Source organism: Erwinia plantamica, from assembly GCF_043420595.1.
In the GTDB taxonomy this organism is placed as follows: Bacteria; Pseudomonadota; Gammaproteobacteria; order Enterobacterales; family Enterobacteriaceae; genus Erwinia; species Erwinia aeris.
In genome coordinates this window covers 227,119-252,191 of sequence record NZ_JBGCUC010000008.1, presented here as the reverse complement: position 1 = coordinate 252,191, position 25,073 = coordinate 227,119, and the positions used below count along the sequence as shown (strand labels likewise).

21 protein-coding genes and 1 tRNA gene are annotated in these 25,073 nt (G+C 56.9%); 13 read left to right on the top strand and 9 right to left on the bottom strand.

From position 1 onward, the window contains the following. Together AB3U87_RS11220 and orn are read right to left on the bottom strand one after the other, a co-directional pair. Positions 1-76, bottom strand: a tRNA-Gly gene (locus AB3U87_RS11220). 150 nt (positions 77-226) lie between these two features. Further along, entirely contained in the window at positions 227-772 is a 546-nt protein-coding gene (gene orn, locus AB3U87_RS11215; RefSeq protein WP_253455908.1) for an oligoribonuclease, read from the bottom strand. 91 nt (positions 773-863) lie between these two features. Between orn and rsgA the strand changes: the two genes are divergently transcribed. From rsgA to mscM, 3 genes are all read left to right on the top strand, one after another. Then, complete coding sequence (gene rsgA, locus AB3U87_RS11210) at positions 864-1,913, top strand: small ribosomal subunit biogenesis GTPase RsgA (protein ID WP_253455910.1); 1,050 nt, start codon at positions 864-866, stop codon at positions 1,911-1,913. A gap of 87 nt (positions 1,914-2,000) precedes the next feature. Further along, positions 2,001-2,900 (top strand): archaetidylserine decarboxylase, encoded by a 900-nt coding sequence (gene asd / locus AB3U87_RS11205; protein ID WP_253455913.1) that lies wholly within the window; start codon positions 2,001-2,003, stop codon positions 2,898-2,900. Positions 2,901-2,909: 9 nt separating this feature from the next. Continuing rightward, positions 2,910-6,239: a miniconductance mechanosensitive channel MscM gene (mscM, locus tag AB3U87_RS11200; RefSeq protein WP_253455916.1), complete on the top strand. Its 3,330-nt coding sequence runs from the start codon at positions 2,910-2,912 to the stop codon at positions 6,237-6,239. 108 nt (positions 6,240-6,347) lie between these two features. Here the strand turns inward: mscM and epmA are convergent, their stop codons facing one another. Further along, positions 6,348-7,325, bottom strand: coding sequence for an elongation factor P--(R)-beta-lysine ligase (epmA, locus tag AB3U87_RS11195; protein ID WP_253455919.1), 978 nt, complete (start codon positions 7,323-7,325; stop codon positions 6,348-6,350). Between the two features lie 262 nt (positions 7,326-7,587). Here epmA and frdA point away from each other — a divergent pair, with 262 nt between their 5' ends. The 5 genes from frdA to AB3U87_RS11170 all read left to right on the top strand — a co-directional run bounded on the left by frdA (position 7,588) and on the right by AB3U87_RS11170 (position 11,462). Beyond that, entirely contained in the window at positions 7,588-9,369 is a 1,782-nt protein-coding gene (frdA, locus tag AB3U87_RS11190) for a fumarate reductase (quinol) flavoprotein subunit (protein WP_253455921.1), read from the top strand. Continuing rightward, the gene (locus AB3U87_RS11185) at positions 9,362-10,096 is read left to right on the top strand and encodes a succinate dehydrogenase/fumarate reductase iron-sulfur subunit (RefSeq protein WP_301730312.1); all 735 of its coding nucleotides are present in this window, start codon (positions 9,362-9,364) and stop codon (positions 10,094-10,096) included. The genes frdA and AB3U87_RS11185 overlap by 8 nt, the downstream gene beginning before the upstream one ends. Before the next feature lie 11 nt (positions 10,097-10,107). Beyond that, positions 10,108-10,512 carry a fumarate reductase subunit FrdC gene (gene frdC / locus AB3U87_RS11180; protein WP_253455926.1) on the top strand — a complete coding sequence of 135 codons (405 nt, stop codon included), beginning with the start codon at positions 10,108-10,110 and terminating at the stop codon, positions 10,510-10,512. Further along, entirely contained in the window at positions 10,512-10,865 is a 354-nt protein-coding gene (gene frdD, locus AB3U87_RS11175; protein WP_253455928.1) for a fumarate reductase subunit FrdD, read from the top strand. Before frdC ends, frdD begins: the two co-directional genes overlap by 1 nt. A 72-nt stretch (positions 10,866-10,937) precedes the next feature. Beyond that, positions 10,938-11,462, top strand: a complete 525-nt coding sequence (locus tag AB3U87_RS11170; RefSeq protein ID WP_253455930.1) for a lipocalin family protein — start codon at positions 10,938-10,940, stop codon at positions 11,460-11,462. Positions 11,463-11,516: 54 nt separating this feature from the next. Here the strand turns inward: AB3U87_RS11170 and AB3U87_RS11165 are convergent, their stop codons facing one another. Both AB3U87_RS11165 and efp read right to left on the bottom strand, forming a co-directional pair. Further along, positions 11,517-11,651: an entericidin A/B family lipoprotein gene (locus AB3U87_RS11165; protein WP_034939964.1), complete on the bottom strand. Its 135-nt coding sequence runs from the start codon at positions 11,649-11,651 to the stop codon at positions 11,517-11,519. A 259-nt stretch (positions 11,652-11,910) separates the two neighbouring features. Further along, positions 11,911-12,477, bottom strand: coding sequence for an elongation factor P (gene efp / locus AB3U87_RS11160; protein ID WP_125290277.1), 567 nt, complete (start codon positions 12,475-12,477; stop codon positions 11,911-11,913). Positions 12,478-12,518: 41 nt separating this feature from the next. Between efp and epmB the strand changes: the two genes are divergently transcribed. Further along, positions 12,519-13,547 (top strand): EF-P beta-lysylation protein EpmB, encoded by a 1,029-nt coding sequence (gene epmB / locus AB3U87_RS11155; RefSeq protein ID WP_253455932.1) that lies wholly within the window; start codon positions 12,519-12,521, stop codon positions 13,545-13,547. A 56-nt stretch (positions 13,548-13,603) separates the two neighbouring features. On the opposite strand, the gene AB3U87_RS11150 is transcribed toward epmB, so the two are convergent. Next, positions 13,604-13,954, bottom strand: a complete 351-nt coding sequence (locus AB3U87_RS11150) for a DUF4156 domain-containing protein (protein ID WP_253455934.1) — start codon at positions 13,952-13,954, stop codon at positions 13,604-13,606. A gap of 893 nt (positions 13,955-14,847) precedes the next feature. Between AB3U87_RS11150 and AB3U87_RS11145 the strand changes: the two genes are divergently transcribed. Next, complete coding sequence (locus AB3U87_RS11145) at positions 14,848-16,983, top strand: autotransporter outer membrane beta-barrel domain-containing protein (RefSeq protein ID WP_394149004.1); 2,136 nt, start codon at positions 14,848-14,850, stop codon at positions 16,981-16,983. A 58-nt stretch (positions 16,984-17,041) separates the two neighbouring features. On the opposite strand, the gene groL is transcribed toward AB3U87_RS11145, so the two are convergent. The 3 genes from groL to AB3U87_RS11130 form a co-directional block, all read right to left on the bottom strand. After that, a complete protein-coding gene (groL, locus tag AB3U87_RS11140) occupies positions 17,042-18,688 on the bottom strand; it encodes a chaperonin GroEL (protein WP_125290274.1) in 1,647 nt (548 codons plus the stop codon). Between the two features lie 44 nt (positions 18,689-18,732). Further along, positions 18,733-19,026, bottom strand: coding sequence for a co-chaperone GroES (locus AB3U87_RS11135; RefSeq protein WP_125290273.1), 294 nt, complete (start codon positions 19,024-19,026; stop codon positions 18,733-18,735). Positions 19,027-19,237: 211 nt separating this feature from the next. Continuing rightward, positions 19,238-19,699: an FxsA family protein gene (locus tag AB3U87_RS11130; protein WP_253455937.1), complete on the bottom strand. Its 462-nt coding sequence runs from the start codon at positions 19,697-19,699 to the stop codon at positions 19,238-19,240. A gap of 315 nt (positions 19,700-20,014) precedes the next feature. Between AB3U87_RS11130 and aspA the strand changes: the two genes are divergently transcribed. From aspA to AB3U87_RS11115, 3 genes are all read left to right on the top strand, one after another. Then, a complete protein-coding gene (aspA, locus tag AB3U87_RS11125) occupies positions 20,015-21,445 on the top strand; it encodes an aspartate ammonia-lyase (RefSeq protein WP_253455939.1) in 1,431 nt (476 codons plus the stop codon). A gap of 116 nt (positions 21,446-21,561) precedes the next feature. Then, a complete protein-coding gene (locus AB3U87_RS11120) occupies positions 21,562-22,863 on the top strand; it encodes an anaerobic C4-dicarboxylate transporter (RefSeq protein ID WP_301253285.1) in 1,302 nt (433 codons plus the stop codon). Between the two features lie 188 nt (positions 22,864-23,051). Continuing rightward, the gene (locus AB3U87_RS11115; RefSeq protein WP_394149003.1) at positions 23,052-25,028 is read left to right on the top strand and encodes a protein-disulfide reductase DsbD; all 1,977 of its coding nucleotides are present in this window, start codon (positions 23,052-23,054) and stop codon (positions 25,026-25,028) included. Positions 25,029-25,073: the final 45 nt, after the last annotated feature.

Below are 25,073 nucleotides of genomic sequence, written 5' to 3'. Positions count from 1 at the left end.
TGGAGCGGGAAACGAGACTCGAACTCGCGACCCCGACCTTGGCAAGGTCGTGCTCTACCAACTGAGCTATTCCCGCTCTGCGTATCAGGTAAAAACTCTTCCTGTACGGGGAGCGCATTATACGAGAAATGAGAATCGCCGCAAGCCTGCAACGCCACTTTTTTTCGCTTTGCCGCCTGATTGCTGACAAAACCAGCATAACGCTAATTTTGTCAGCGCTTCGCTCCTAGAGTTGGATAAAATGCTCGCGGTACCAGGCCAGCTCGGCAACCGACTCCCGAATATCATCCATCGCCTGGTGCGTGCCCTGCTTTTTAAAACCGGCAAGGATTTCCGGCTTCCAACGGCGCGCCAGCTCTTTCAGCGTGCTGACGTCCAGATAGCGATAGTGGAAGTAGGCCTCCAGCTCCGGCATATATTTAAACAGGAAGCGACGATCCTGAGCGATGCTGTTGCCGCAGATTGGGGAACTGTTCTCCGGCACCCACTTTTTCAGGAACGCCAGCGTCGCCTGCTCGGCGGCGCGATCGTCGTACTGACTCGCTTTCACTCGCTCCACCAGCCCGCTGTTGGTATGGGTGTTCACGTTCCACTCATCCATCAGCGCCAGCTGCGCATCGGACTGATGGACGGCGAACACCGGTCCTTCCGCAAGGATATTCAGATCGGAATCGGTCACCAGCGTGGCGATTTCGATAATACGATCCTGTTCCGGGTCCAGGCCGGTCATTTCAAGGTCAATCCAGATCAGATTACTGGCATTTACTGTCATAGGGTTTCTCGCCGTGGCTTATATCATCAAACGTTAGGGTGTATCATAAACGTTTTGCCCTGTCAGGGCGAAGCTAAGCCTGTGAGGAAGCGTGAGCAAGAACAAACTGTCTAAAGGTCAGCAACGTCGCGTCAGTGCCAACCATGAGCGCCGTCTGAAGCAGCGCGCCGACAAGCCGGAGCCGGATGATAGCCTGTTTGGTGAAGCGCGCGACGGCGTGGTGATCAGTCGTTTCGGGATGCACGCCGACGTGGAAGATGCGGACGGCAGCGTCCACCGCTGTAATATTCGCCGCACCCTTCGTTCGCTGGTGACCGGCGACCGCGTACTCTGGCGGCCCGGCGTGCAGAGCGCCAAAGGCATTGTGGAAGCGGTGCACGAGCGCACCTCGGTACTGACCCGTCCTGACTTCTACGACGGCGTAAAGCCGATTGCCGCCAATATCAATCAAATCGTTATCGTCTCGGCCATTCTGCCGGAGCTGTCGCTGAATATTATCGACCGCTATCTGGTGGCCAGCGAAACGCTGGATATCGAGCCGCTGCTGGTGCTGAATAAAACGGATCTGCTGGATGACGAAGGCATGGCCTTTGTACAGGAGCAGATGACTATTTACCGCAACATCGGCTATCGCGTCGTGATGGTCTCCAGCCATCGCAAGCAGGGCCTGAGCGAACTGGAAGCCGCGCTGGTTGATCGCGTCAGCATTTTCGCCGGCCAGTCGGGCGTAGGGAAATCCAGCCTGCTTAATGCGCTGCTGGGGCTGGACTCTGCGGCAGAGATCCTCACCAACGACGTTTCCGACGTCTCCGGTCTTGGTCAGCACACCACTACCGCAGCCCGTCTTTACCACTTCCCTAACGGCGGTGACGTTATCGACTCGCCGGGCGTGCGCGAATTCGGTTTATGGCATCTGGAGCCGGAACAAATCACCCGCGGATTTGTCGAATTCCGTGAGTTTTTAGGTCACTGCAAATTCCGTGATTGCAAGCATGACACCGATCCGGGCTGCGCTATCCGCGAAGCGGTAGAACGCGGCGATATCGACGAGTCGCGTTTTGCCAACTACCACCGAATTCTGGACAGCATGTCGGATATGCAGCTAAAAACGCGACGCAGTTTTTCTGAAAACAGCGACTGAGATCCGCGCGGCGGGCGTCGTAGCCTGAATGCACGGACGCTGTTACAATCCGCACCCTTAATTATTTCAGAAAGCCAGGAGGCTATTGTGTTGGATCGTCTGAAGCTCGGCCTGAATGCTGTTTTGCCGAAAAAAGGCCTTACTGAACTGGCCGGTTGGGGCGCAGGCAAGCGCGCCGGCTGGCTGACTAAAGCCGTTATCGATATTTTTGTCTGGTTCTACAAAGTTGATATGAAAGAGGCGCAGAAGCCCGATACCGCCAGCTACCGGACCTTTAACGATTTCTTCGTGCGTCCGCTGCGTGACGAGGCTCGCCCGATTGAAACCGATCCTAATCTACTGGTGCTGCCATGCGATGGCGCAATCAGCCAGCTGGGCCATATCGACGAGGATCGCATCTTCCAGGCGAAGGGCCATACCTATACCCTGGAAGCGCTGCTGGCGGGCGACGTCGCGATGACCGATATGTTCCGCAACGGCGAGTTTGTCACCACTTACCTGGCGCCGCGCGACTATCACCGCGTGCATATGCCGTGCAACGGCATCCTGCGTGAGATGATCTACGTGCCGGGCGATCTTTACTCCGTGAACCCTTTGACGGCGCAAAATATCCCTAACCTGTTTGCCCGTAACGAACGCGTTATCTGCCTGTTTGATACCGAGTTCGGCCCGATGGCGCAGATTCTGGTCGGTGCCACTATCGTCGGCAGCATCGAAACCGTCTGGGCGGGCACGGTAACGCCGCCGCGCGAAGGCGTGATCAAGCGCTGGCGCTGGCCGGGCGCGGAAGAAGAGGGATCGGTAGTGCTGCTGAAAGGCCAGGAAATGGGCCGCTTTAAGCTGGGATCGACCGTTATCAACCTGTTCGCCGAAGGTAAAGTGAAACTGGCGGAAAGCCTGACGCCGGAAACCACCACGCGTCTGGGCCAGCCGCTGGCTATCGCGCTGCAAAAAACCAGTGCTGAAGAAGTCTTACATCACCCATAGCAGAGACGTATGTTACGCCTGATAGTTATTCTTTTCGTGGGCTGGACGCTGCTCCAGCCCGCCTGGGCCGCCAGCGCCCCCGACGCTGCGCAGATTAAACAGGCCCTGGAAGAGGCGAAGTCCAGTCAGGACACGCCCAATCAGGCGGAAATCGTGGATGCGCTTCAGTCAGCGCTAAACTGGATCGATGACCAACAAAAGTCGCAGGCCAACGCCAGCGACTATCAGCAGGTTATTGACGATTTTCCCCGCCTTTCCCGCGAATTACGCCAGCAGCTGGTCGTGCTGGGCGACAGCAGCAAAACGGTGAGCGCTACCATGACGGCGGCGGAGCTGGATCAGGAGATCCTGCAGATCAGCAGCCAGCTGCTGGAAGAAGGCCGCCAGGCGCAGCAGGAGCAGGATCGCGCCAGGGAAATCAGCGACTCTCTGGCCCAGCTGCCGCAGCAGCAAACCGACGCCCGACGCGCGCTGAATGAGATTGAACGGCGCCTTCAGGCTCAGCCCACCCCCACCACGCCGCTCGCTCAGGCACAGCTCTCCGCTCGCCAGGCAGAGTCGGCAGCGCGCAAAGCCCGCGTCGATGAGCTGGAGCTGGCGCAGCTGTCGGCCAACAACCGTCAGGAGCTGGCGCGGATGCGCGGCGAGCTTCATCAGCGTAAAGCCACCCAGCTGGATGCGTATCTGCAGGCGCTGCGCAATCAGCTGAACAGCCGCCGTCAGCGCGAAGCCGAAATCGCGCTGGAAAAAACGGAACAGCTGGCGGAAAACAGCGGCGAGCTGCCGCAAAGACTCAGCGAACAGTTCCGTATTAACCGGGAGCTGTCCGCCGCGCTGAATGAACAGGCGCAGCGCATGGATCTGGTCGCCTCGCAGCAGCGTACCGCCGTTAATCAAACTATTCAGGTTCGCCAGGCGCTGAGCACTATCCGCGAGCAGTCGCAGTGGCTCGGCGTCTCCACGGTGCTGGGTGAAGCCCTGCGCGCGCAGGTGGCTCGCCTGCCGGAAATGCCCAAACCGCAGCAGCTGGATAACGATATGGCCCAGCTGCGCGTCCAGCGGCTGCGCTATGAAGATCTGCTGGAGCGCCAGCAGCAGCTGCGTCAGCTCCGCCAGGATGACGGCACGCCGCTAACCAGCGAGCAGCGCCGTATCCTCGACGCCCAGCTGAAAACCCAGCGCGAGCTGATTGGCTCGCTGCTTTCCGGCAGCGACAACCTGATCCTGGAAGTGACCAAGCTTAAAGTCGCCAACGGCCAGCTTGAGGACGCGCTGCGGGAGATCAAAGAGGCGACGCACCGCTATCTGTTCTGGACGGCGGATGTCGGCGCGCTGCATCTCGACTTCCCGCTGCTGCTGATGCGCGATCTACGCAATCTGCTGTCGCTGAATACGCTGGGCCAGCTGGGCGGCGCGCTGGTGATGATGTTTACCAACCGGGAAACCGTGCTGCCCATTATCGGTGCGGTTTTGCTGGTAGGCTTCAGCCTGAGTTCGCGCCGACACTATCGTGATTTCCTGGACCGTTCCGCCAGTAAGGTGGGCAAAGTCACTCAGGATCGCTTTGGGCTGACCATGCGCACCGTGTTCTGGTCGATTCTGGTGGCGCTGCCGCTGCCGGTGCTGTGGATGGCGCTGGGCTACGGTTTGCAGCACGCCTGGCCCTACCCCGTCGCCGTGGCGATTGGCGACGGCATCACCGCCACCGTGCCGCTGCTGTGGGCCTTTATGATCAGCGCGGGCTTTGCCCGCTCTAAAGGATTGTTTATCGTCCACTTCCGCTGGCAGCAGAATCGGGTGGCGCGCGCGATGCGCTTCTATACGCTCTGCATCGGCTTTGTGGTGCCGCTGATTATGCTGCTGATAGGCTTTGATAACCTGGACGAGCGCCATTTCTCCGCCACGCTGGGCCGCCTCTGCTTTATCCTGATCTGCGGCGCGTTGAGCCTGGTGACCATCAGCCTGAAACGCGCGGGCATTCCTCTTTACCTGGATAAAGAGGGCAACGGCGAAAACTTTATCAGCAATATCTTGTGGAACATGATGATCTGCATTCCGCTGATCGCCGCGCTGGCTTCCTGCATCGGCTATCTGGCCACCGCGCAGGCGCTGCTGGCCAGGGTGGAAACCTCGCTGGCTATCTGGTTCCTGCTGCTGATTATCTATCACATTATTCGCCGCTGGATGCTTATTCAGCGTCGCCGCATCGCTTTCGATCGCGCGCGCAACCGACGGGCGGAAATACTGGCCCAGCGCGCCAAAGGTGAAGAGGAAACCACGGCTACGCAAAGCACGGAAACGGAAGTCGACGAGCCGGTTATCGATCTGGACGCCATCAGCGCCCAGTCGCTGCGGCTGGTACGCTCCATCCTGACGCTGATTGCGCTGGTGTCGGTTATTGTGCTTTGGTCAGAGATCCATTCGGCGTTCGGCTTTCTGGAGAACATCAGGCTGTGGGATGCCAGCACCACGGTGCAGGGCGTGGAAAGCCTGGAGCCGATCACGCTCGGCTCGGTGCTGATTGCGATCCTGGTGCTGATTATTACCACGCAGCTGGTGCGTAATATGCCGGCGCTGCTTGAGCTGGCGCTGCTCCAGCACCTTAATCTGACGCCCGGTACCGGTTATGCCATCACCACGCTGACCAAATACACGCTGATTCTGGTTGGCGGCCTGGCCGGGTTCTCAATGATCGGCATCGACTGGTCGAAGCTGCAATGGCTGGTGGCGGCGCTGGGCGTGGGGCTGGGCTTTGGATTACAGGAAATTTTCGCCAACTTTATTTCCGGCCTGATTATCCTGTTTGAAAAGCCGATCCGCATCGGCGATACCGTTACCATTCGCGATCTGACCGGCAGCATTACGCGGATTAACACGCGCGCGACGACAATCACCGACTGGGATCGCAAAGAGATTATCGTGCCGAATAAGGCCTTTATTACCGAGCAGTTTATTAACTGGTCGCTCTCCGATTCGGTTACGCGCGTGGTGCTGACTATTCCTGCGGCGGCGGAAGCCAACAGCGAAGAGGTAACCAACGTGCTGCTGACCGCCGCGCAGCGCTGTCAGTACGTGCTCGACACGCCGCCGCCGGAAGCGTTCCTGGTGGATTTGCAGCAGGGCATTCAGCTGTTTGAGCTGCGCATTCACGCGGCGGAGATGGGCCACAGGATGCCGCTGCGCCACGAGCTGCATCAGCTTATTTTGCAGGGCTATCACGAGCACGGGCTGGAGATGCCTTTCCCACCGTTCCAGGTGCGTATGGAAACCATCGGGCGCAAAACGCCGGTCAACAACGGCGTGCCGGCGGCCAGAACGTATAAATCAGGCGGGCTGTAGACGCAGAACGGCTAAATCAGGCGGGCTGTTAATACAGGCCAGAACGGTTAAATCAGGCGGGCTGTAGACGCAGGCCAGGGCGCAATCCCTGGCCTTTTTTCTGGCGACTTAACAGCGGTCGACGGAGAACGCGATCACTTCGCTCAGCTGCGACGCCTTAAGCGCCAGCATCACAATGCGATCCACGCCCAGCGCCACGCCGGAGCATTCCGGCATGCCGTGCGCCAGCGCGTCCAGCAGATTAGTGTCAATCGGCTGCTGCGGCAGGCCAAGCGCGGCCCGCTTGCGGTTATCCTGCTCAAAACGCTGGCGCTGCTCGCGGCTGTCGGTCAGCTCACGGAAGCCGTTGGCCAGCTCAATGCCTTTGAAATAGACCTCGAAGCGTTCCGCCACGCGGTGATCTTCAGTGCTGATCTCCGCCAGCGCCGCCTGGCTGGCCGGGAAATGGTACACAAACGCCGGTTTCTCTTTGCCGATTTGCGGCTCCACGCCCGTGACAAACAGCAGCTGCAGCAGCGTGTCGCGGTCTTCCTCGCGGTTAGCCAAATCGCCCACGCCCAGCTTTTCCGCCACTTCACGCATTTGCGCTTTATCTGCCGACAGCGGATCCATCTCCAGATGACGCAGAAAAGCCTGCTGATAGGAGAGCGTTTCCGCAGGCGCGCACTCCAGCACCTGCTGTAGCAGATCGTCCACCTCGTTCATCAGCCGGTACATATCGTAATGCGGCCGATACCACTCCAGCATGGTGAACTCAGGGTTGTGATGGCGTCCCGCTTCCTCATTACGGAAGCAGCGGCAAAGCTGGAAAATCGGCCCGCTGCCCGCTGCCAGCAGCCGCTTCATATGGTATTCCGGGCTGGTCATCAGGTAGAGATCCAGCCCCTGCGCCGCACCCGGCCCGACAAAACGCGTCTGAAAAGGAAACAGGTGGATGTCGGTTACGGTTGCCTGGCTCATCGCCGGGGTTTCCACTTCCAGCACCCCACGATCGGCAAAGAAACGCCGGATTTCAGCCATTATCGCTGCCCGTTTTAACAAGTTGGTGACGGGCGCGCTCGGCTGCCAGCTGGCCGTATCGCTCATAGTTTGTACTCCTCAGGGATCAGGGTGAAGCAGTCTACCCGAGGCGCTTCGTACAAACAAACCTGCGCCGGTAAAAAAAACGCGCGCCCGATACAGCGTCCACTGCGGAAAACGTTAACCCCTTAACATTATTGCCGTCATTTTTTCACCTGTTTGCCTGAGCATATCAATTTTACCCGCTACCGCCGGTTTTATACTGCTGTCTCCGTTAACCGAGGGTATCCCCTCATCCTTTCTATAACGGCCTGACAGGGAGAATATCGTGCAAACTTTTACTGCCGATCTGGTGATTGTCGGCGCGGGCGGTGCCGGGCTGCGGGCGGCCATCGCCGCTGCGGAGGCCCACCCCACGCTTTCCATTGCGCTGGTTTCAAAAGTCTATCCCATGCGCAGCCATACCGTCGCCGCTGAAGGCGGTTCCGCCGCCGTCACGCAGGCGCATGACAGCTTCGATCTGCATTTTCAGGATACCGTTTCCGGCGGCGACTGGCTGTGCGAACAGGATGTGGTGGACTACTTCGTGCAGCACTGCCCGCAGGAGATGGCCCAGCTGGAGATCTGGGGCTGCCCCTGGAGCCGTCGTGAAGATGGCTCGGTCAACGTGCGCCGCTTCGGCGGCATGAAAATCGAGCGCACCTGGTTCGCCGCCGACAAGACCGGCTTCCATATGCTGCATACGCTGTTTCAGACCTCGCTGAAATATCCGCAGATTACTCGCTTCGATGAGCATTTCGTTCTCGATCTGCTGGTGGATAACGGCGAGGCGCGTGGGCTGGTTGCCATGAACATGATGGAAGGCGCGCTGATAAAAATTCTGGCGAAATCGGTGGTGCTGGCAACCGGCGGCGCGGGGCGCGTCTATCGCTATAACACCAACGGCGGCATCGTTACGGGCGACGGCATGGGAATGGCGCTGCGTCACGGCGTGGCGCTGCGGGACATGGAGTTTGTGCAGTATCACCCGACCGGACTGCCCGGCTCCGGTATCCTGATGACCGAAGGCTGTCGCGGCGAGGGCGGCATCCTGGTTAATAAAGACGGCTATCGCTATCTGCAGGATTACGGTATGGGGCCGGAAACGCCGCTCGGCCAGCCCAAAAACAAATATATGGAGCTGGGGCCGCGCGACAAGGTGTCGCAGGCTTTCTGGCATGAGTCGCAGAAAGGCCGCACCATTCATACGCCGCGCGGCGAGGTCGTCCATCTCGATTTGCGCCATCTGGGCGAGAAAAAACTGCTGGAGCGGCTGCCGTTTATCTGCGAGCTGAGCAAAGCCTACGTCGGCGTCGATCCCGTTACCAGCCCTATCCCTATCCGTCCGACGGCGCACTACACCATGGGCGGTATCGCTACGGACGCCAGCTGTGAAACCACTATTCGTGGGCTGTTTGCCGTGGGCGAATGCTCGTCGGTGGGCCTGCACGGCGCTAACCGGCTGGGATCGAATTCGCTGGCGGAACTGGTAGTGTTTGGCCGTCTGGCCGGTGAAAACGCCGCCGTCAGGGCGCTGGAAAATCGTAACTTCGCCACCGCCGCGCTGGACGCCCAGGCCCGCGACTGCGAGCAGCGGCTGAAGGCGCTGGTTAATCAGCCCGGCGACGAGCGCTGGTCGACGCTGCGCGATGAAATGGGCATGACGATGGAGGAAGGCTGCGGTATCTACCGCACACCGGAACTGATGCAGCAGACTATCGACAAGCTGGCGGAGCTGAAAGCGCGCTTCGGCCGCGTGCGCATCCGCGACAGTTCCAGCGTCTTCAACACCGAACTGCTCTATGCCATTGAGCTGGAGCACGGGCTGAACGTGGCGGAATGTATGGCGCACGCGGCTTTCGCGCGTAAAGAGTCGCGCGGCGCACACCAGCGTCTGGATGAGGGCTGCCGCGAGCGCGACGACGAGCGTTTTTTGCAGCACTCGCTGAGCTTTTTCAACGCGCAGGGCGCGCCGACCATCGCCTGGGGCGACGTCGTGATTACCCGGCTGCCGCCGGCGAAACGCGTTTACGGCGCGGAATCAGAACATAAGGAGGCGCAAAATGGCTGACCAGGCGCATTGCAACATTGCCATCCAACGCTATAACCCGGAAACGGATAAGGCACCTTACTTTGTCACCTACCCGGTTCCCTGGGACGAGCAAACCTCGCTGCTGGACGCGTTGGGATATATCAAAGACAACCTGGCCGGCGATCTGTCCTTTCGCTGGTCATGTCGCATGGCTATCTGCGGCTCCTGCGGCATGATGGTGGACGGCGTGCCAAAGCTCGCCTGTAAAACCTTCCTGCGCCACTATCCGCAGGGGATCCGCGTAGAGCCGCTGGCTAACTTCCCCATCGAGCGCGATCTGGTGGTGGATATGAGCCGCTTTATCGAGAGCCTGGCGGCAATCAAGCCCTGGATTATCGGCGATTCGTCGCAGGCGCAGAACGGCCCCAACCGGCAGACGCCGGCGCAAATGGCGCGCTACCACCAGTTTGCCGGCTGCATCAACTGCGGCCTGTGCTACGCCGCCTGTCCGCAGTTCGGGCTTAACCCGGAATTTATCGGCCCGGCCGCTATTACGCTGGCCCACCGCTACAACCTCGATAGCCGCGACAAAGGCAAACGCGCGCGAATGCCGCAGCTGAACGGCGATAACGGCGTCTGGCCCTGCACTTTTGTTGGCTTCTGCTCGGAGGTCTGCCCGAAACATGTCGATCCGGCCGCCGCTATCCAGCAGAGCAAAGTGGAAAGCGCCAAAGACTATCTGATCGCCAGCCTCAGGCCACAATAAGGAGTTGCCAGATGAGTTCTAAACGCAATGCTTATCACCGCCCGGTTACAGCCGACTGGTGGCGAAAAACGGGTTTCTATCGCTTCTATATGCTGCGCGAAGGCACGGCGCTTCCGGCGCTCTTGTTTAGCGTAGAGCTGATTTTCGGGCTGTACGCGCTAAAGCACGGAGCGGAAAGCTGGGCAGCCTTCGTGAATTTTCTACAGCATCCCGTGCTGCTGCTGTTGAACCTGATTGCGCTGGCCGCGGCGCTGCTGCACAGCAAAACCTGGTTTGAGCTGGCGCCTAAGGCGTCGATTATCGTTATTGGCGACAAGAAGCTGTCGTCCGGGCCGATTGTTAAAAGCCTGTGGCTGGCGATGGCGCTGATTAGCCTTGCCATGCTGGCCGCTGTTCTGCTGGTAAGGGAGGGATAATGAAAAATAAAAACCGTTCTGACGAGCCGTTGTTCTGGGGCATGTTTGGCGCGGGCGGCATGTGGGCCGCGCTGGTGTCGCCCGTTGTGGTGCTGCTGGCGGGTATCATGATGCCGCTGGGACTGGGCGCGCCGTCGGCCTTCAGCTTTGAGCGCATCCTTGGCTTTGCGCAAAGCTGGCCGGGCCGCCTCTTCCTTTTTCTGGCTATCGTGCTGCCGCTCTGGTGCGCGGTGCATCGGCTGCACCACATGACGCACGACCTGAAAATTCATCTTCCCGCCAGCAAATGGATTTTCTATGGCCTGGCCGCCATTTTAAGCATCGTCACCGCGATTGGCGTACTGACGCTTTGATAACCGGGCGGCTTCGGGCCGCCTGCGCAAAATGGCCTATACTTAAGCAGTTCAAACGCAAAGGAATCGCTTATGTCTCTCTGGAAAATGCTGGCCGCAGGCGCCGGCGCCCTTCTCTCTGTCGCCTGTACCACCACGCCGCCGAAAGGCGTCACGCCCATCGAAGGCTTCAACGCCGACCTTTATCTGGGCAGCTGGTATGAAATCGCCCGTCTGGATCACCGTTTCGAACGCGGCCTGGATCACGTGACCGCCACCTACAGCAAGCGCGACGACGGCGGGCTGAAGGTGATTAACCGCGGCTTTAACGTCAAAAAACAGCGCTGGCAGGAAAGCATCGGCAAAGCCTACTTTACCGGTTCGCCAAGCCAGGCGGCGCTGAAAGTCTCCTTCTTCGGGCCTTTTTATGGCGGCTACAACGTGATCGCGCTGGATAAAGACTATCAGCACGCGCTGGTCTGCGGGCCAAACAGAAACTATCTGTGGATTTTATCGCGCACGCCGCAGCTCGACGGCAAGGTAAAAGAAGAGCTGACGGCGAAGGCGCGTCAGGCCGGTTTTGACGTGAACAAGCTGATTTGGGTGAAGCAGGATTAATACCCTGTGAAGGCTGAAAACAAGAAGGCCGGTGTGCAAACACCGGCCTCTCTTTTACTGAGCGCTTCGCTGGATCGCTCGTCCGCCTGCGGACACGTCTTCGCCTACCCCACGGGTGGTATTACAGGCGGTAAGCGCAGAAGAGAGCACCAGAACGGAAAAGATCGCGACAATACTTTTCTTTAACATAACCAGTTCCTTTTAATTAGAAGTAAAGTACAGCGTGTTAAGCATAGTCGTAATTTCGCGAATGCGTCTGGCGAGGCGGAAAGGAAGACGGGAACTCAGCTGACAGCGTGTGAGATGACGCCGCCCGGGTGCCGGGCGTCTTTACCGAAGCCGTGGAAAATATTGCGCTCAGCGCGCAGGCCGTTAGAGTGACAGCAATAAAAGAGGCGGTTTATGGGGCGGGAAAAAATAAGGGCCCGCGCAGGCAGGCCCATACCACTTATTTTACGCGAGAAACGTATTCGCCCGAACGGGTGTCTACTTTAATCACTTCGCCAATCTGTACGAACAGAGGCACTTTCACTACCGCGCCGGTAGAAAGTTTGGCTGGCTTGCCGCCGGTACCGGCAGTATCGCCTTTCAGGCCGGGATCGGTATCCACGATCTCCAGCTCAACGAAGTTTGGCGGCAGAACCTGAATCGGCTTGCCGTTCCACAGCGTCACGATACACTCTGCGTTGTCCAGCAGCCATTTTGCCGCGTCGCCAACGGTCTTCTCTTCGACAGGGTGCTGTTCGAAGGTTTCCGGGTGCATAAAGTGGTAGAACTCGCCGTCGTTGTACAGGTAGTTCAGGTTGGTATCTACTACATCTGCGCCTTCGGCGGAGTCGGTAGACTTAAAGGTCTTCTCAACGCGAGTGCCGGTCAGCAGACGACGCATTTTCACACGTGCGAACGCCTGGCCTTTACCTGGCTTAACAAACTCGCTGGATTCGACGGCATAAGGCTCGCCTTCGAACATGATTTTAAGACCGGGACGGAAATCGTTGCTAGAATAAGTCGCCATAAAGGCCCTCTACAATTTAATACTGGTACTTAGCCAAAAAAATGGCACACATTGTAACCCTAAATACCCCTTCGCGAGAAGAATGGTTGCATCAACTTGCAGATGTAATCACCGACCCTGATGAATTATTACAGCTTTTAGGCCTTGATTCACATCCTGAGCTTCGGGGCGGCGCCAACGCGCGCCGTCTTTTTGCTCTGCGCGTGCCGCGCGCTTTTGCGGCAAGAATGCAAAAGGGCGATCCACAGGATCCGCTGCTGCTCCAGGTGATCACCCAAAGCCAGGAGTTTATCGATGCGCCAGGTTACAGTACCGATCCGCTCGACGAGCAAAGCAGCGTAGTGCCGGGTCTGTTACATAAATATCATAATCGCGCGCTGCTGTTGGTGAAAGGCGGCTGCGCCGTCAACTGCCGTTACTGCTTCCGCCGTCATTTTCCCTATTCGGATAACCAGGGCAACAAGCGCAACTGGCAGCAGGCGCTGGAGTATATCCGACAGCAGCCGCAACTGGATGAAATAATTTTCTCCGGCGGCGATCCGCTGATGGCGAAAGACAGCGAGCTGGCGTGGCTGATAACCGAGCTGGAGCAGATCCCGCACGTGAAAAGGCTGCGTATCCACACTCGTTTGCCGGTGGTTATCCCTGCGCGTATCACGGCTGCGCTTTGCCAGCGGCTGGCAGAGACACGGCTGCAAACGCTGCTGGTCACCCATATCAATCACGCGCGCGAGATTGACGACGAGCTGCGGGAAGCCATGCGGCAGCTGAAGCGAGCGGGCGTCACGTTGCTGAACCAGAGCGTGCTGCTGCGCGGCATCAACGACAGCGCCGCCACGCTGGCGGAGCTCAGTAACGCGCTATTCGACGCCGGGATCCTGCCCTACTATCTGCACGTGCTGGATAAAGTCCAGGGCGCGGCGCACTTCTACGTTTCCGACGAGCAGGCGAGGAATATTATGCGGGAACTGCTGAGCCAGGTTTCCGGCTATATGGTGCCGAAGCTGGCAAGGGAGATTGGCGGCGAGCCAAGCAAAACGCCGCTTGATTTGCAGCTGCGTCAGCAATAAAAAAACAGGAGAAGCGGCAATCTTCTCCTGTCCGGGTAATCCGTGCTGCTAACGCCTCAGGGACACTTATAAACCTGACCGCTCATTTTGCTGTCCAGCGGCGCGAAGCTTGACCAAATGTTCTGCGTTGGGCTGGTTGCGCCGTAAATCACGTTGCCGCCCATTTCCGCCGCGCGATTGCGTAGATCGTTAGCCGCGCCGCGCAGAGAGCTGCTTTCACCGCCGCCCGCACCGCTCAGCCAGTTGCTTTGTGAGCCGGTCAGGTTGCCCAGCAGCTGACAGCTGCTTGCCGGTTGTTGGTCGGTGAAGGTGACGCGTTCACCTGCTGAACTCAGTTTGGTAGAGCTGCTACAGCCCGCCAGCAGCACCGCCGCGACAGAGAGCCCCAGCAAGACGTTAATCCGCATTTTAATCTCCATTATTATTAACAGACTCATCCGCAGATTAACATAAAATCGGCGATACGCCTGAACTTCTGCTGCGCCGATGAAAAAAAGAGTCGACGGGCATGGCAAAAGAAAGGGGAAAGCGCCTGCTTGATCATAAAATGCCAATATTAGTTTTCATAACTATCGCATTTTATATACATACCCATTGCAAGATGCCGTCGCAACCCGATGATGTTTAGGATTATTCTTTATAGCGTTGAATGCCGGTTTAATTTAATAAGAAAAGGGATGTTATTATAAATAAAATAAATCCTACCCACCACGCTTTCTCCTTTATTTCTTAAGGCATCACAATGTTTTCAACACCGGTAATAAAAAAACTGAAACTCGTTGGCACAGGGTGCAGCTTATTAATTTTAACAAATTACTTACCTCTCGCCTTTAGCGCCCCTAATATAGTCAACATTAATAACGAGCATGTTTATATTTATACGCCGCAAAGCGAAGAAACCCTTTTTAACGTTACCAATGGCGGCAGCTTAACCATCAGCAACGCGGAAGCGGGGTTTACCCCCTCGCCGCAATCGCATCTGTTTAGCGATTCAACGCTGTCGTTGAACAGCAATGCGATCTTTTCAGGCGATATAGACAGCAATAACAGCCATATTATTTTTTCTGACAGTACCTATACCGGAAATATCAGGCCGCTCTCCTCAGCCAGTCTGGGTGACATTTATATTAATGCCTCTGTCGTAAACGGCAGTATCAGGACCGGACAAAATAACCATAATAAAACGGTAACCATTAAGGACGACGTTTTTAATGGACAGGGACGAGTTTCCCCTTTATCTGTCTATAGCGGCAGCCTGATTGTTGAAAACAGTAAACTTAATAACCATAACTTTGCGGTGATGGATATCAGAAATACTGATTCCGCCATTTTGCAAAAGATTGATATCAACAGCACCAGTGATTATACGGGCGCAATGGCGATAGGCGTCACCGGCATCCTGCTTCAGGATGTCGATAACGTTGATATTATGAATTCTGTTATTACCAGCGACGGAACGGCGATCAGAATGCGTAACAGCGCTGACGACGGCGTGCTGGACAATTTGTTTATCAGCAACTCCACACTGTCGGCTAAGGCAGCCTCGGCGCTCGAAGCCGCTAACAGCGATATGATCATTTATAACTCAACGTTAAATACCGCCAGCAACGGCGATGAAATAGCCTGTTATGCGGGGAGCGCCGCCATCAACGGCTGCGGGGCGTTGCATGTGGAAGGCGCTAATGTTTTCGTCAGTCAACACTCCGTTATCAACAGCAACAACGTTGGCGTATTTATAACGGGAGAAAATAAAACCCAGTTTGACGTCAGCGACTCTTCCATCAACGCACAGAAAGCCGTTTTCAGCGTTAACCAGGGTAATGCCGCCATCGCCCTCCGCAACAATTATTCGTCAGGCTCCCCTTCTGTCACCAGTAAAGAAGGTAAGCTGCTGGAAGCGCTTAATAATAGCCAGGTGGATTTCTCACTCTATAACATTTATGCCAGGGGTGATATTTTTGCGGATGACAGCAGCCGGGTGAACGTTCTTTTAAGCGGCGCCAGCCAGCTGGAAGGCAATATAACCGGTGTGGGTACGCTGGAGATCGGCCGAAGCGCGCAGTGGAAAATGACGGCGGATAATCACATTAAACAATTGTTATTTATCGGCGGCTCGATTCTGATGCCGGATGTTGACCCGAATGATAAATATCATACCTTAACGATCGACAGCCTCACCGGCGCCGGCCTGTTTGCGCTGAATACCAGTTTGCAGAAGATGCAGGGCGATATGCTCAATATTACCCGCGACCTCTATGGCACGTTTTTACTGCGCGTGGCGAACAGCGGTGCGGAGCCTGACGATCCAGACGCCATGCTCAAGGTAGTGCAGGGACCGACCAATACGGCGCTGTTTGCGCTGTATGGCGGGAAAGTGGATGCGGGCGTCTGGCAGTACGATCTGATCCAGAAAGATAATGCATGGTATCTGGCTAACAGCGCCCGGCCTGATGCACCCGATACGCCTGACGTGCCCGATACGCCTGACGCGCCCGATGCGCCTGATAACCCTCCGCAGCCTTCGCTTACGCCTTCGGCAGATGCCGTATTGAACATGGCTGCGGCGCCAGGGCTTATTTTTACTAACGAACTGCAAAACCTGCGTCAGCGTCGGGGCGATCTTCGTGGCCGGGAAGCCGGAGATGGCGGACTCTGGGGGCGTTATCTTCACCAAAATACCCGGATAAACAGCGCGACGAGCCGCTGGAAGCTGGGCCAGAACGGCTTTGAACTGGGCGGTGATAAAGCCGTTGCGGCAGGTCAAGGCAACTTGCTTGTCGGCGTAATGGCCTCCATCACCAATAATTCCGTCAGGGATGTTCGTGGCGGCAACAGCCAGATTGACAGCTACGGTATCGGGGCGTACGCCAGCTGGTTTGCCGATAGCGGCCTGTATCTGGATACGACAATCAAAATGAACCGCTTTAATAGCCAGCTGCACACGCGCATGAGCGACGGCGTGGCGGTCAGCGGCGGCTACAATCAGTACGGCCTGGGCGGCGCACTGGAGGGCGGCTGGCATATCGTACTGGCGGATGACTATTGGGTGGAGCCTTTTGCCAGAATGATGGTTTTTCGGGCTGACGGAAGCCAAATGACGCTGAGCAACGGCATGAGAGCGCAAATTTATCAGCCATCCCTGGTGCAGGCCGAAACAGGATTGCAGATGGGTAAACGCGTCCGGCTCGGTAAAGCCGTGCTTGATCCTTACCTGAAGGCCAGCGTAACGCACGGACTCGCCAAATCCGCTAAAGTCCGGCTGAACGATCGCTGGGATTTTAACGATGCCGCTAACGCCAGCGCAGGAAGCTACGGCGCGGGGATCGATATCAGCCTTGCCAGGGATGCTTCACTGTATAGCGAACTCACCTATCAAAAAGGGCGTGCTGTTGAATCCCCTCTGACCGCCAATCTGGGCTTTCGCATCGGCTTTTAGGCATAAAAAAACCTGCCATCGCTGGCAGGTTTTTTTCTTTCAGGGGCTGGGTGCCGACTTACATCATGCCGCCCATGCCGCCCATACCACCCATGCCGCCGCCTGCACCTAAGTCTGGCGCGTCAGCTTTTGGCAGGTCAGTGACCATGCACTCGGTGGTGATCATCAGGCCCGCAACGGAAGCCGCGTACTGCAGCGCAGAACGGGTAACTTTAGTTGGGTCCAGGATACCGAAGTCGATCATGTTGCCGTATTCTTCGGTCTGCGCGTTGTAACCGTAGTTACCGTCGCCCGCTTTCACGTTGTTAGCGACCACAGATGGCTCTTCGCCTGCGTTAGAAACGATCTGACGCAGTGGGGATTCCATTGCGCGCAGCGCAACTTTGATACCCACGTTCTGGTCTTCGTTCTGGCCTCTCAGCTCGGACAGCAAAGCCGCCACGCGCACCAGCGCCACGCCGCCACCGGCAACCACGCCTTCTTCTACTGCCGCACGGGTAGCGTGCAGAGCATCTTCAACACGAGCTTTCTTCTCTTTCATTTCAACTTCAGTTGCTGCGCCTACTTTCAGCACGGCCACGCCGCCTGCCAGTTTCGCTACGCGCTCCTGCAGTTTTTCACGATCGTAGTCAGAGGTCGCTTCTTCGATCTGCTGACGGATCTGCGTTACGCGGCCAGAGATCACAGACTCTTCGCCCACGCCATCGATGATGGTGGTGGTGTCTTTGTTGATCACAACGCGTTTTGCCTGACCCAGGTCTTCCAGCGTCGCTTTTTCCAGCTCCATACCGATCTCTTCAGAGATAACGGTACCACCGGTCAGCACAGCGATATCCTGCAGCATAGCTTTACGACGGTCGCCGAAGCCAGGTGCTTTAACCGCAGCCACTTTCACGATGCCGCGCATGGTGTTAACCACCAGAGTCGCCAGCGCTTCGCCTTCAACGTCTTCAGCGATGATCAGCAGCGGCTTGCTTGCTTTTGCCACAGCTTCCAGCACCGGCAGCATTTCGCGGATGTTGGAGATTTTTTTGTCAGCCAGCAGGATGAACGGTGATTCCAGCTCAACCGCACCGGTTTCCGGCTTGTTGATGAAGTAAGGAGACAGGTAGCCGCGATCGAACTGCATACCTTCAACCACGTCCAGCTCGTCCTGCAGGCCGGTGCCTTCTTCAACGGTGATCACGCCTTCTTTGCCCACTTTTTCCATCGCCTGAGCAATCAGGGTACCCACGCTCTCATCGGAGTTAGCGGAGATAGTACCAACCTGAGCAATGGCTTTGGAATCGGAGCAAGGAACGGAAAGTTTTTTCAGCTCATCAACCGCAGCGATAACGGCCTGATCGATACCGCGCTTCAGATCCATCGGGTTCATGCCCGCGGCTACGGCTTTCAGACCTTCGGTGATGATAGACTGTGCCAGCACGGTGGCGGTGGTGGTGCCGTCGCCCGCTGCGTCGTTCGCTTTAGAGGCAACTTCTTTCACCATCTGCGCGCCCATGTTTTCGAACTTGTCGTCCAGCTCGATTTCACGTGCAACGGAAACGCCGTCTTTGGTGATGGTTGGTGCGCCGAAGGATTTATCCAGCACTACGTTACGGCCTTTCGGGCCCAGGGTTACTTTTACTGCGTCTGCCAGTACGTTAACGCCGCGGAGCATTTTAACACGAGCGTCGTTGCCAAATTTTACGTCTTTAGCTGCCATTATCAATATCCCTCAAATTCGTTTCGTTCAATGAGTTACGTAAATTACGCTTCAACAATTGCCAGAATGTCGCTTTCAGAAATGATCAGCACTTCCTGGTTGTCGATTTTCTCAGTTTTCGCACCGTAGCCTTCGCTGAAAATCACGACGTCACCGACTTTTACGTCCAGTGGCTTCACTTCGCCATTTTCCAGGATACGGCCATTGCCAACAGCCAGCACTTCGCCGCGGGTAGATTTCCCTGCTGCTGAGCCGGTCAGAACGATGCCACCAGCCGATTTAGATTCCACTTCTTTACGCTTGACGATAACACGGTCGTGCAATGGACGAATTTTCATTGATAGCTCTCCTTTGAGAAGTCCAATCAGTCATTTTGGGATGAATGCCGGGCTTCACTGGCACCGGCCTCGTGACGCAAGAGATAGGGACAGCGCCCGACCCTTTCAAGGGGTAAAAAATAAAAATTTTGCTTCTGCGTCACAACTGCACAAATAACAGTCAGCGAAACGGCGGATAAAAGAAAAGGCGGGTTGCCCGCCTTTCTGAAGATTACTGCCTGTCGTGCTTGTCGTCGTGTTCGATAAGCGTGGTGTCTTTACGCTCATACTCGCCGTCCACGGTATAGCCGCTGTCCGGCCCCGCGCCAGGTCCGCGCCAGCTACGCAGGTGCGGCATCAGCTTCAGCGTCAGGTGTTTTTGCACCGGCGGCAGCAGCAGCAGCAGGCCCAGGAAGTCGGTAAAAAAGCCGGGCAGCAGCAGCAGAAAACCGGCCAGGATCAGCGAGACGCTTTTTAGCATCTCTGCCGCCGGGCTTTCCCCCGCCGCCAGCTTTTGCTGCATCAGCATAAAGTTCTTCATGCCTTCGTTTTTCACCAGCGAAATACCGATGCACGAGCTGAACACCACCAGCAGCAGCGTCAGCAGCACGCCCATCACATGGGCAACCTGGATAAAAATAGTGATCTCAATCCAGGCGAGAACAAAAAGTACTAAAAACGGTAACCAGCGCACCGCAGTCTCCTGTCGGTTAGAGCCGCCATGCGCCAGGCATAGCGGCGAAAAAAGGATCGTATCGATTAAAGATGGGCACGTCGCCCCGTCTTTTCAACCGTCAGCGGAAAATTCCCTGCCGCCTCGTCAGATAAACAACGGCAACACGACGGCCAAAAAAACCTCGCGATAAAGTGAAAAGCGTCAATATTTTAACGAATATAGTGATGCTCCTGATGACGCAAAACGTTAACATATCGGTCCCGGACTGATGGCGACTCATGGATCATTCTGACTCTGGCTAGTATAACCGGCAGCAATCACAAGAAGGTGCTCATGGCTAACGACATTCGTATCGAAGAAGACCTGTTAGGTATGCGAGAAGTTCCGGCGGATGCTTACTACGGTGTTCATACGCTGCGTGCGATCGAAAATTTCTATATCAGTAACAGTAAGATCAGCGATATTCCGGCCTTTGTTCGCGGCATGGTGATGGTAAAAAAAGCGGCCGCGATGGCCAATAAAGAGCTGCAAACCATTCCCCGTAATGTTGCCAACGCCATTATCAAAGCCTGCGATGAAGTGCTGATTAACGGCAAATGTATGGATCAGTTTCCGGTTGATGTCTATCAGGGCGGCGCCGGGACCTCGGTCAATATGAACACCAACGAGGTGCTGGCCAATATCGGCCTGGAGCTGATGGGCCATCAGAAAGGGGAATATCAGTTTCTGAACCCCAACGATCACGTCAATAAATGCCAGTCCACCAACGACGCCTACCCTACCGGTTTCCGCATCGCGGTTTACAGCTCGATCCTGCAACTGCTGGACGCTATCGGCAACCTTAGCGAAGGCTTCGAGCGTAAAGCCATTGAGTTCAACACCATCCTGAAAATGGGCCGTACCCAGCTACAGGATGCCGTGCCGATGACGCTGGGCCAGGAATTCCACGCGTTTAACGTGCTGCTGAAGGAAGAGATCAAAAACATCCTGCGCACCGCCGAGCTGCTGCTGGAAGTTAACCTGGGCGCAACGGCTATCGGCACCCGCCTTAACACGCCGGATGGTTATCAGCAGCTGGCCGTACAGAAGCTGGCGGAAGTCAGCAATCTGCCGTGCGTACCGGCGGAAGATTTGATCGAGGCGACCTCGGACTGCGGCGCTTACGTCATGGTGCATAGCTCGCTGAAGCGCCTGGCGGTGAAGCTGTCGAAAATCTGTAATGATTTGCGCCTGCTCTCTTCCGGCCCGCGCGCCGGCCTGAACGAAATCAACCTGCCGGAACTGCAGGCCGGCTCTTCTATTATGCCTGCCAAGGTCAACCCGGTCGTGCCAGAAGTGGTTAATCAGGTCTGCTTTAAGGTTATCGGCAATGACGTGACGGTGACGATGGCGTCAGAAGCGGGCCAGCTCCAGCTGAACGTAATGGAGCCGGTCATCGGCCAGGCGCTGTTTGAGTCGGTGTCTATCCTGACCAACGCCTGCGCCAACCTGCTGGAGAAATGCGTGGACGGCATTACCGCCAATAAAGCGGTTTGCGAAGCCTACGTCTTTAACTCAATCGGCATCGTTACCTATCTGAATCCTTATATCGGCCACCATAACGGCGATATCGTCGGCAAGATTTGCGCCGAAACGGGTAAAAGCGTGCGCGAAGTGGTGCTGGAGCGCGGCCTGCTGACCGAAACGGAGCTGGACGACATTTTCTCGACCCAGAACCTGATGTATCCGGTTTATAAAGCGAAACGCTACACCGATGAAGAGTAATCCGCCGCGGTAAGCGAAAAAAGGCACGTTGGTTCACAGAACGACGTGCCTTTTTTTATGCCGCAAGTTACATGCTATCAACCAATTCATAACCAAACAGACCAGGGGAGCAAACTATGATTTTACCTGAGCTTATTGTCGTGCTGGCGGCGATCTATCTGGGCGCGCGACTGGGCGGCATCGGCATCGGCTTCGCTGGCGGCGTGGGCATGCTGATCCTGACGCTGGGGTTTCAGATTAAGCCAGGTGCAATCCCGTTCGATGTGATTGAAATCATCATGGGCGTGATCGCGGCTATTGCGGCAATGCAGGTCGCGGGCGGAATGGATTATCTGGTCAGCCTGGCCGAACGCCTGCTGCGCAAGCATCCGCGCTATATCACTTTTCTGGCGCCGCTGGTGACCTACGCAATGACGCTGCTGGCCGGCACCGGCCATACGGCATTCTCCACGCTGCCGGTGATTGCCGAGGTGGCGAAGGAACAGGGCGTTCGCCCTTCCCGCCCGCTTTCTATTGCGGTAGTCGCCTCGCAAATCGCCATTACCGCCTCGCCTATTTCCGCCGCCGTGGTGTTCCTTTCCGGCATTCTGGAACCGAAGGGCGTCAGCTATCTGGGCCTGCTGGCCGTGGCGATCCCTTCCACGATGGTCGCGATCTTCATCGCCGCGATGATCACCAATTTTCTGGGCAAAGAGCTGCATGAAGATCAGGTTTATCAGCAGCGTCTGGCAAAGGGCGAAGTCACGCTGCGCGGCGAAACGGTATTTAAAGAGAAACCGGGCGCGAAGCTATCCGTACTGCTGTTTTTGATAGGCATTATAGCCGTCGTGCTTTACGCTACCGCGATTAGCGAAACCGTTGGGCTGATCCAGAACCCCGTGCTGCCGCGCAACGAAGCTATTGTGATTTTTATGCTGACCATTGCGGCGCTGATCTGCCTGAGTTGTAAAGTAGATACCGCAAAGATCCTCTCCGCCAGCACGTTCCGTTCCGGCATGAGCGCCTGCATCTGCGTGATGGGCGTCGCCTGGCTGGGCGATACCTTTGTCAAAGCGCATATCAACGAAATTCAGGATTTTGCCGGCAGCCTGCTGCGCGACTATCCATGGATGCTGGCGGTGATCCTCTTTTTTGCCTCCACCCTGCTTTATTCGCAGGCCGCCACCACCAAAGCATTGATGCCTGCGGCGCTGCTGCTGGGCGTGTCGCCGCATACCGCGATAGCCTCTTTCGCCGCCGTCTCGGCGCTGTTCGTGCTGCCTACCTATCCTACGCTGCTGGCCGCCGTGGAAATGGACGATACTGGCTCGACACGCATCGGAAAATTCGTTTTTAATCATTCTTTTATCGTGCCCGGCACGCTGGCGATTGCGCTGTCGGTCGCCTTTGGCTTTCTCTTCGCCAATCTGTTCCTGTAGCGATAAGGGCGGGCTGCGCTGACGGCCCGCCTGGTTAAACCCCGCCTTAACCACACCCTTTCCGTTGCTTCCAGTGCGACATCCTGCAACAGCCGCAGCCGCCAGGCCGTGATATAGTCTGCGCCTTGCATAAGATCTCCGCCGCGTCGGAGTCTGCCTGTTTTCTGGTTTATATCGGTAGTGGAAAAATGATCCCTGTCATGATGAAACGCATCACAACCTGCCTGCTGCTGGCGCTGATCGCCTTCTTTAGTACGGGCGCCAGCGCCTCGCTGTTTGGCAACAACGCCAACAGCCACTTCGGCACCGTCGACCAGGCCTTCAGCTTTGATTTCAGCCAGCGGGCCGATCGGCTGACGCTCAGCTGGACGGTGAAGCCCGGTTACTACCTTTATCGCCAGCAAATCTCCCTGACCGCACAGGGCGCGAAGCTGGCCGACTGGGCGCTGCCCGCGGGCAAACCGCATGAAGACGAGTTTTACGGCAAAACGGAAATCTATCCCGACAGCCTGACGGTGCCTTTAACGCTGCTGGAAGCGAAAAAGGGCGCGACGCTCAGCGTAACCTGGCAGGGCTGCGCCGCCGCCGGTTTTTGCTATCCGCCGGAAACCCGCAGCGTGCCGCTGAACGAAGTGACGGCCGCCAGCCAGCCGCCAGCGGATGCGGAAAGCGCGGCCTCCGGCACGCAAACTGAGGCAGGTAACGCGATTTCCAATACGCAAACTAATGCAGAAAATGCTGCTTCCGGTACGCAAGCCGATGCGGGCAAGGTGGCCTCGGATGCACAAACTAATGCAGACAATGCGGCCTCCGCTATGCAGACCGATGCAGGCAATGCGGCCTCGGATGCGCAAACTAATGCAGGCAATGTTGCCTCCGCTATGCAGACCGATGCAGGCAATGCGGCCTCCGGCACGCAGACCGATGCCCTCGTCGGGCAACCCGCGCAACCGGATCATAAACTGCCCTTCTCGCCGCTGTGGGCGCTGCTGATCGGCATCGGCGTTGCCTTTACGCCGTGCGTGCTGCCGATGTATCCGCTGATCTCCGGGATTATCCTTGGTGGCAACCGTCGCTATTCGCTGAAGCGCCTGTTTGCGCTGGCTATGGTCTATGTACAAGGTATGGCGCTGACCTATACCGCGTTGGGCGTGATCGTCGCCGCTGCCGGGCTGCGTTTTCAGGCCGCGTTGCAGTCGCCAGCGGTGCTGATTGGCCTCTCCGTGCTGTTTATTCTGCTGGCGCTGTCAATGTTCGGGCTGTTTACGCTCCAGCTCCCCTCTGCGCTGCAAACCCGGCTAACGCTGTTAAGCAATCGTCAGCAGGGCGGCTCGCTGCCGGGCGTCTTTTTGATGGGCGCGCTGGCCGGTCTGATCTGCTCGCCCTGTACTACCGCGCCGCTCAGCGCCATCCTGCTTTATATCGCGCAAAGCGGCAACATGCTGGCCGGGGCGGGCACGCTCTGGCTCTACGCCGTGGGCATGGGGCTGCCGCTGATCCTGGTGACGCTGTTCGGCAACCGCCTGCTGCCGAAAAGCGGCGCGTGGATGCAAACGGTAAAAGAAGGCTTTGGCTTCGTGATTTTGGCGCTGCCGGTCTTCCTGCTTGAGCGCGTGGTGGGCGACGCCTGGGGACTGCGTCTGTGGAGCCTGCTGGCCGTCGCCTTCTTCGGCTGGGCCTTTATCAGCCTGAAATCCGCTAACGGCTGGCTGCGCCTGGGGCAGATCCTGATGCTGGCGGCGGCGCTGGTCGCGGCCCGTCCTTTGCAGGATTGGGCGTTCGGCGCGCCTGCAACGGCAAGCCACACGACGTTAAGCTTTACGCGCATCGCCACCGTCAGCCAGCTCGATCGGGCGTTGCAGCAGCATAACGGCATCACCATGCTGGATCTCTATGCCGACTGGTGCGTAGCCTGTAAGGAGTTTGAAAAATATACGTTCAGCGAGCCGCAGGTACAGAATGCGCTGAATAAAACGCAGCGGTTACAGGCGAACGTCACGGCTAATAATGCAGAAGACAAAGCGCTGCTGGCACGGCTGAACGTGCTGGGGCTGCCTACCATCCTGTTTTTTGACGCCAGCGGCAAAGAGATCCCCGGCTCGCGCGTGACCGGTTTTATGGATGCCGTAGCCTTCCGGGAGCATTTGCAGAAATTGTCGCAGTAAACGACACTAGAGAAGAATTTTACGGTCGCGACCGTAAAGTAATGC

What these genes read in the sequence shown, in the direction of transcription:
- AB3U87_RS11145 (WP_394149004.1), top strand. Translation starts at nt 14,848, where the DNA reads ATGGATATCAGAAATACTGATTCCGCCATTTTGCAAAAGATTGATATC.
- AB3U87_RS11185 (WP_301730312.1), top strand. Translation starts at nt 9,362, where the DNA reads ATGGCTGACCAGGCGCATTGCAACATTGCCATCCAACGCTATAACCCG.
- aspA (WP_253455939.1), top strand. Translation starts at nt 20,015, where the DNA reads ATGGCTAACGACATTCGTATCGAAGAAGACCTGTTAGGTATGCGAGAA.
- AB3U87_RS11120 (WP_301253285.1), top strand. Translation starts at nt 21,562, where the DNA reads ATGATTTTACCTGAGCTTATTGTCGTGCTGGCGGCGATCTATCTGGGC.
- AB3U87_RS11115 (WP_394149003.1), top strand. Translation starts at nt 23,052, where the DNA reads ATGATCCCTGTCATGATGAAACGCATCACAACCTGCCTGCTGCTGGCG.
- AB3U87_RS11170 (WP_253455930.1), top strand. Translation starts at nt 10,938, where the DNA reads ATGTCTCTCTGGAAAATGCTGGCCGCAGGCGCCGGCGCCCTTCTCTCT.
- epmB (WP_253455932.1), top strand. Translation starts at nt 12,519, where the DNA reads ATGGCACACATTGTAACCCTAAATACCCCTTCGCGAGAAGAATGGTTG.
- orn (WP_253455908.1), bottom strand. Translation starts at nt 772, where the DNA reads ATGACAGTAAATGCCAGTAATCTGATCTGGATTGACCTTGAAATGACC.
- AB3U87_RS11165 (WP_034939964.1), bottom strand. Translation starts at nt 11,651, where the DNA reads ATGTTAAAGAAAAGTATTGTCGCGATCTTTTCCGTTCTGGTGCTCTCT.
- efp (WP_125290277.1), bottom strand. Translation starts at nt 12,477, where the DNA reads ATGGCGACTTATTCTAGCAACGATTTCCGTCCCGGTCTTAAAATCATG.
- frdD (WP_253455928.1), top strand. Translation starts at nt 10,512, where the DNA reads ATGAAAAATAAAAACCGTTCTGACGAGCCGTTGTTCTGGGGCATGTTT.
- mscM (WP_253455916.1), top strand. Translation starts at nt 2,910, where the DNA reads ATGTTACGCCTGATAGTTATTCTTTTCGTGGGCTGGACGCTGCTCCAG.
- AB3U87_RS11150 (WP_253455934.1), bottom strand. Translation starts at nt 13,954, where the DNA reads ATGCGGATTAACGTCTTGCTGGGGCTCTCTGTCGCGGCGGTGCTGCTG.
- epmA (WP_253455919.1), bottom strand. Translation starts at nt 7,325, where the DNA reads ATGAGCGATACGGCCAGCTGGCAGCCGAGCGCGCCCGTCACCAACTTG.
- frdC (WP_253455926.1), top strand. Translation starts at nt 10,108, where the DNA reads ATGAGTTCTAAACGCAATGCTTATCACCGCCCGGTTACAGCCGACTGG.
- AB3U87_RS11135 (WP_125290273.1), bottom strand. Translation starts at nt 19,026, where the DNA reads ATGAAAATTCGTCCATTGCACGACCGTGTTATCGTCAAGCGTAAAGAA.
- groL (WP_125290274.1), bottom strand. Translation starts at nt 18,688, where the DNA reads ATGGCAGCTAAAGACGTAAAATTTGGCAACGACGCTCGTGTTAAAATG.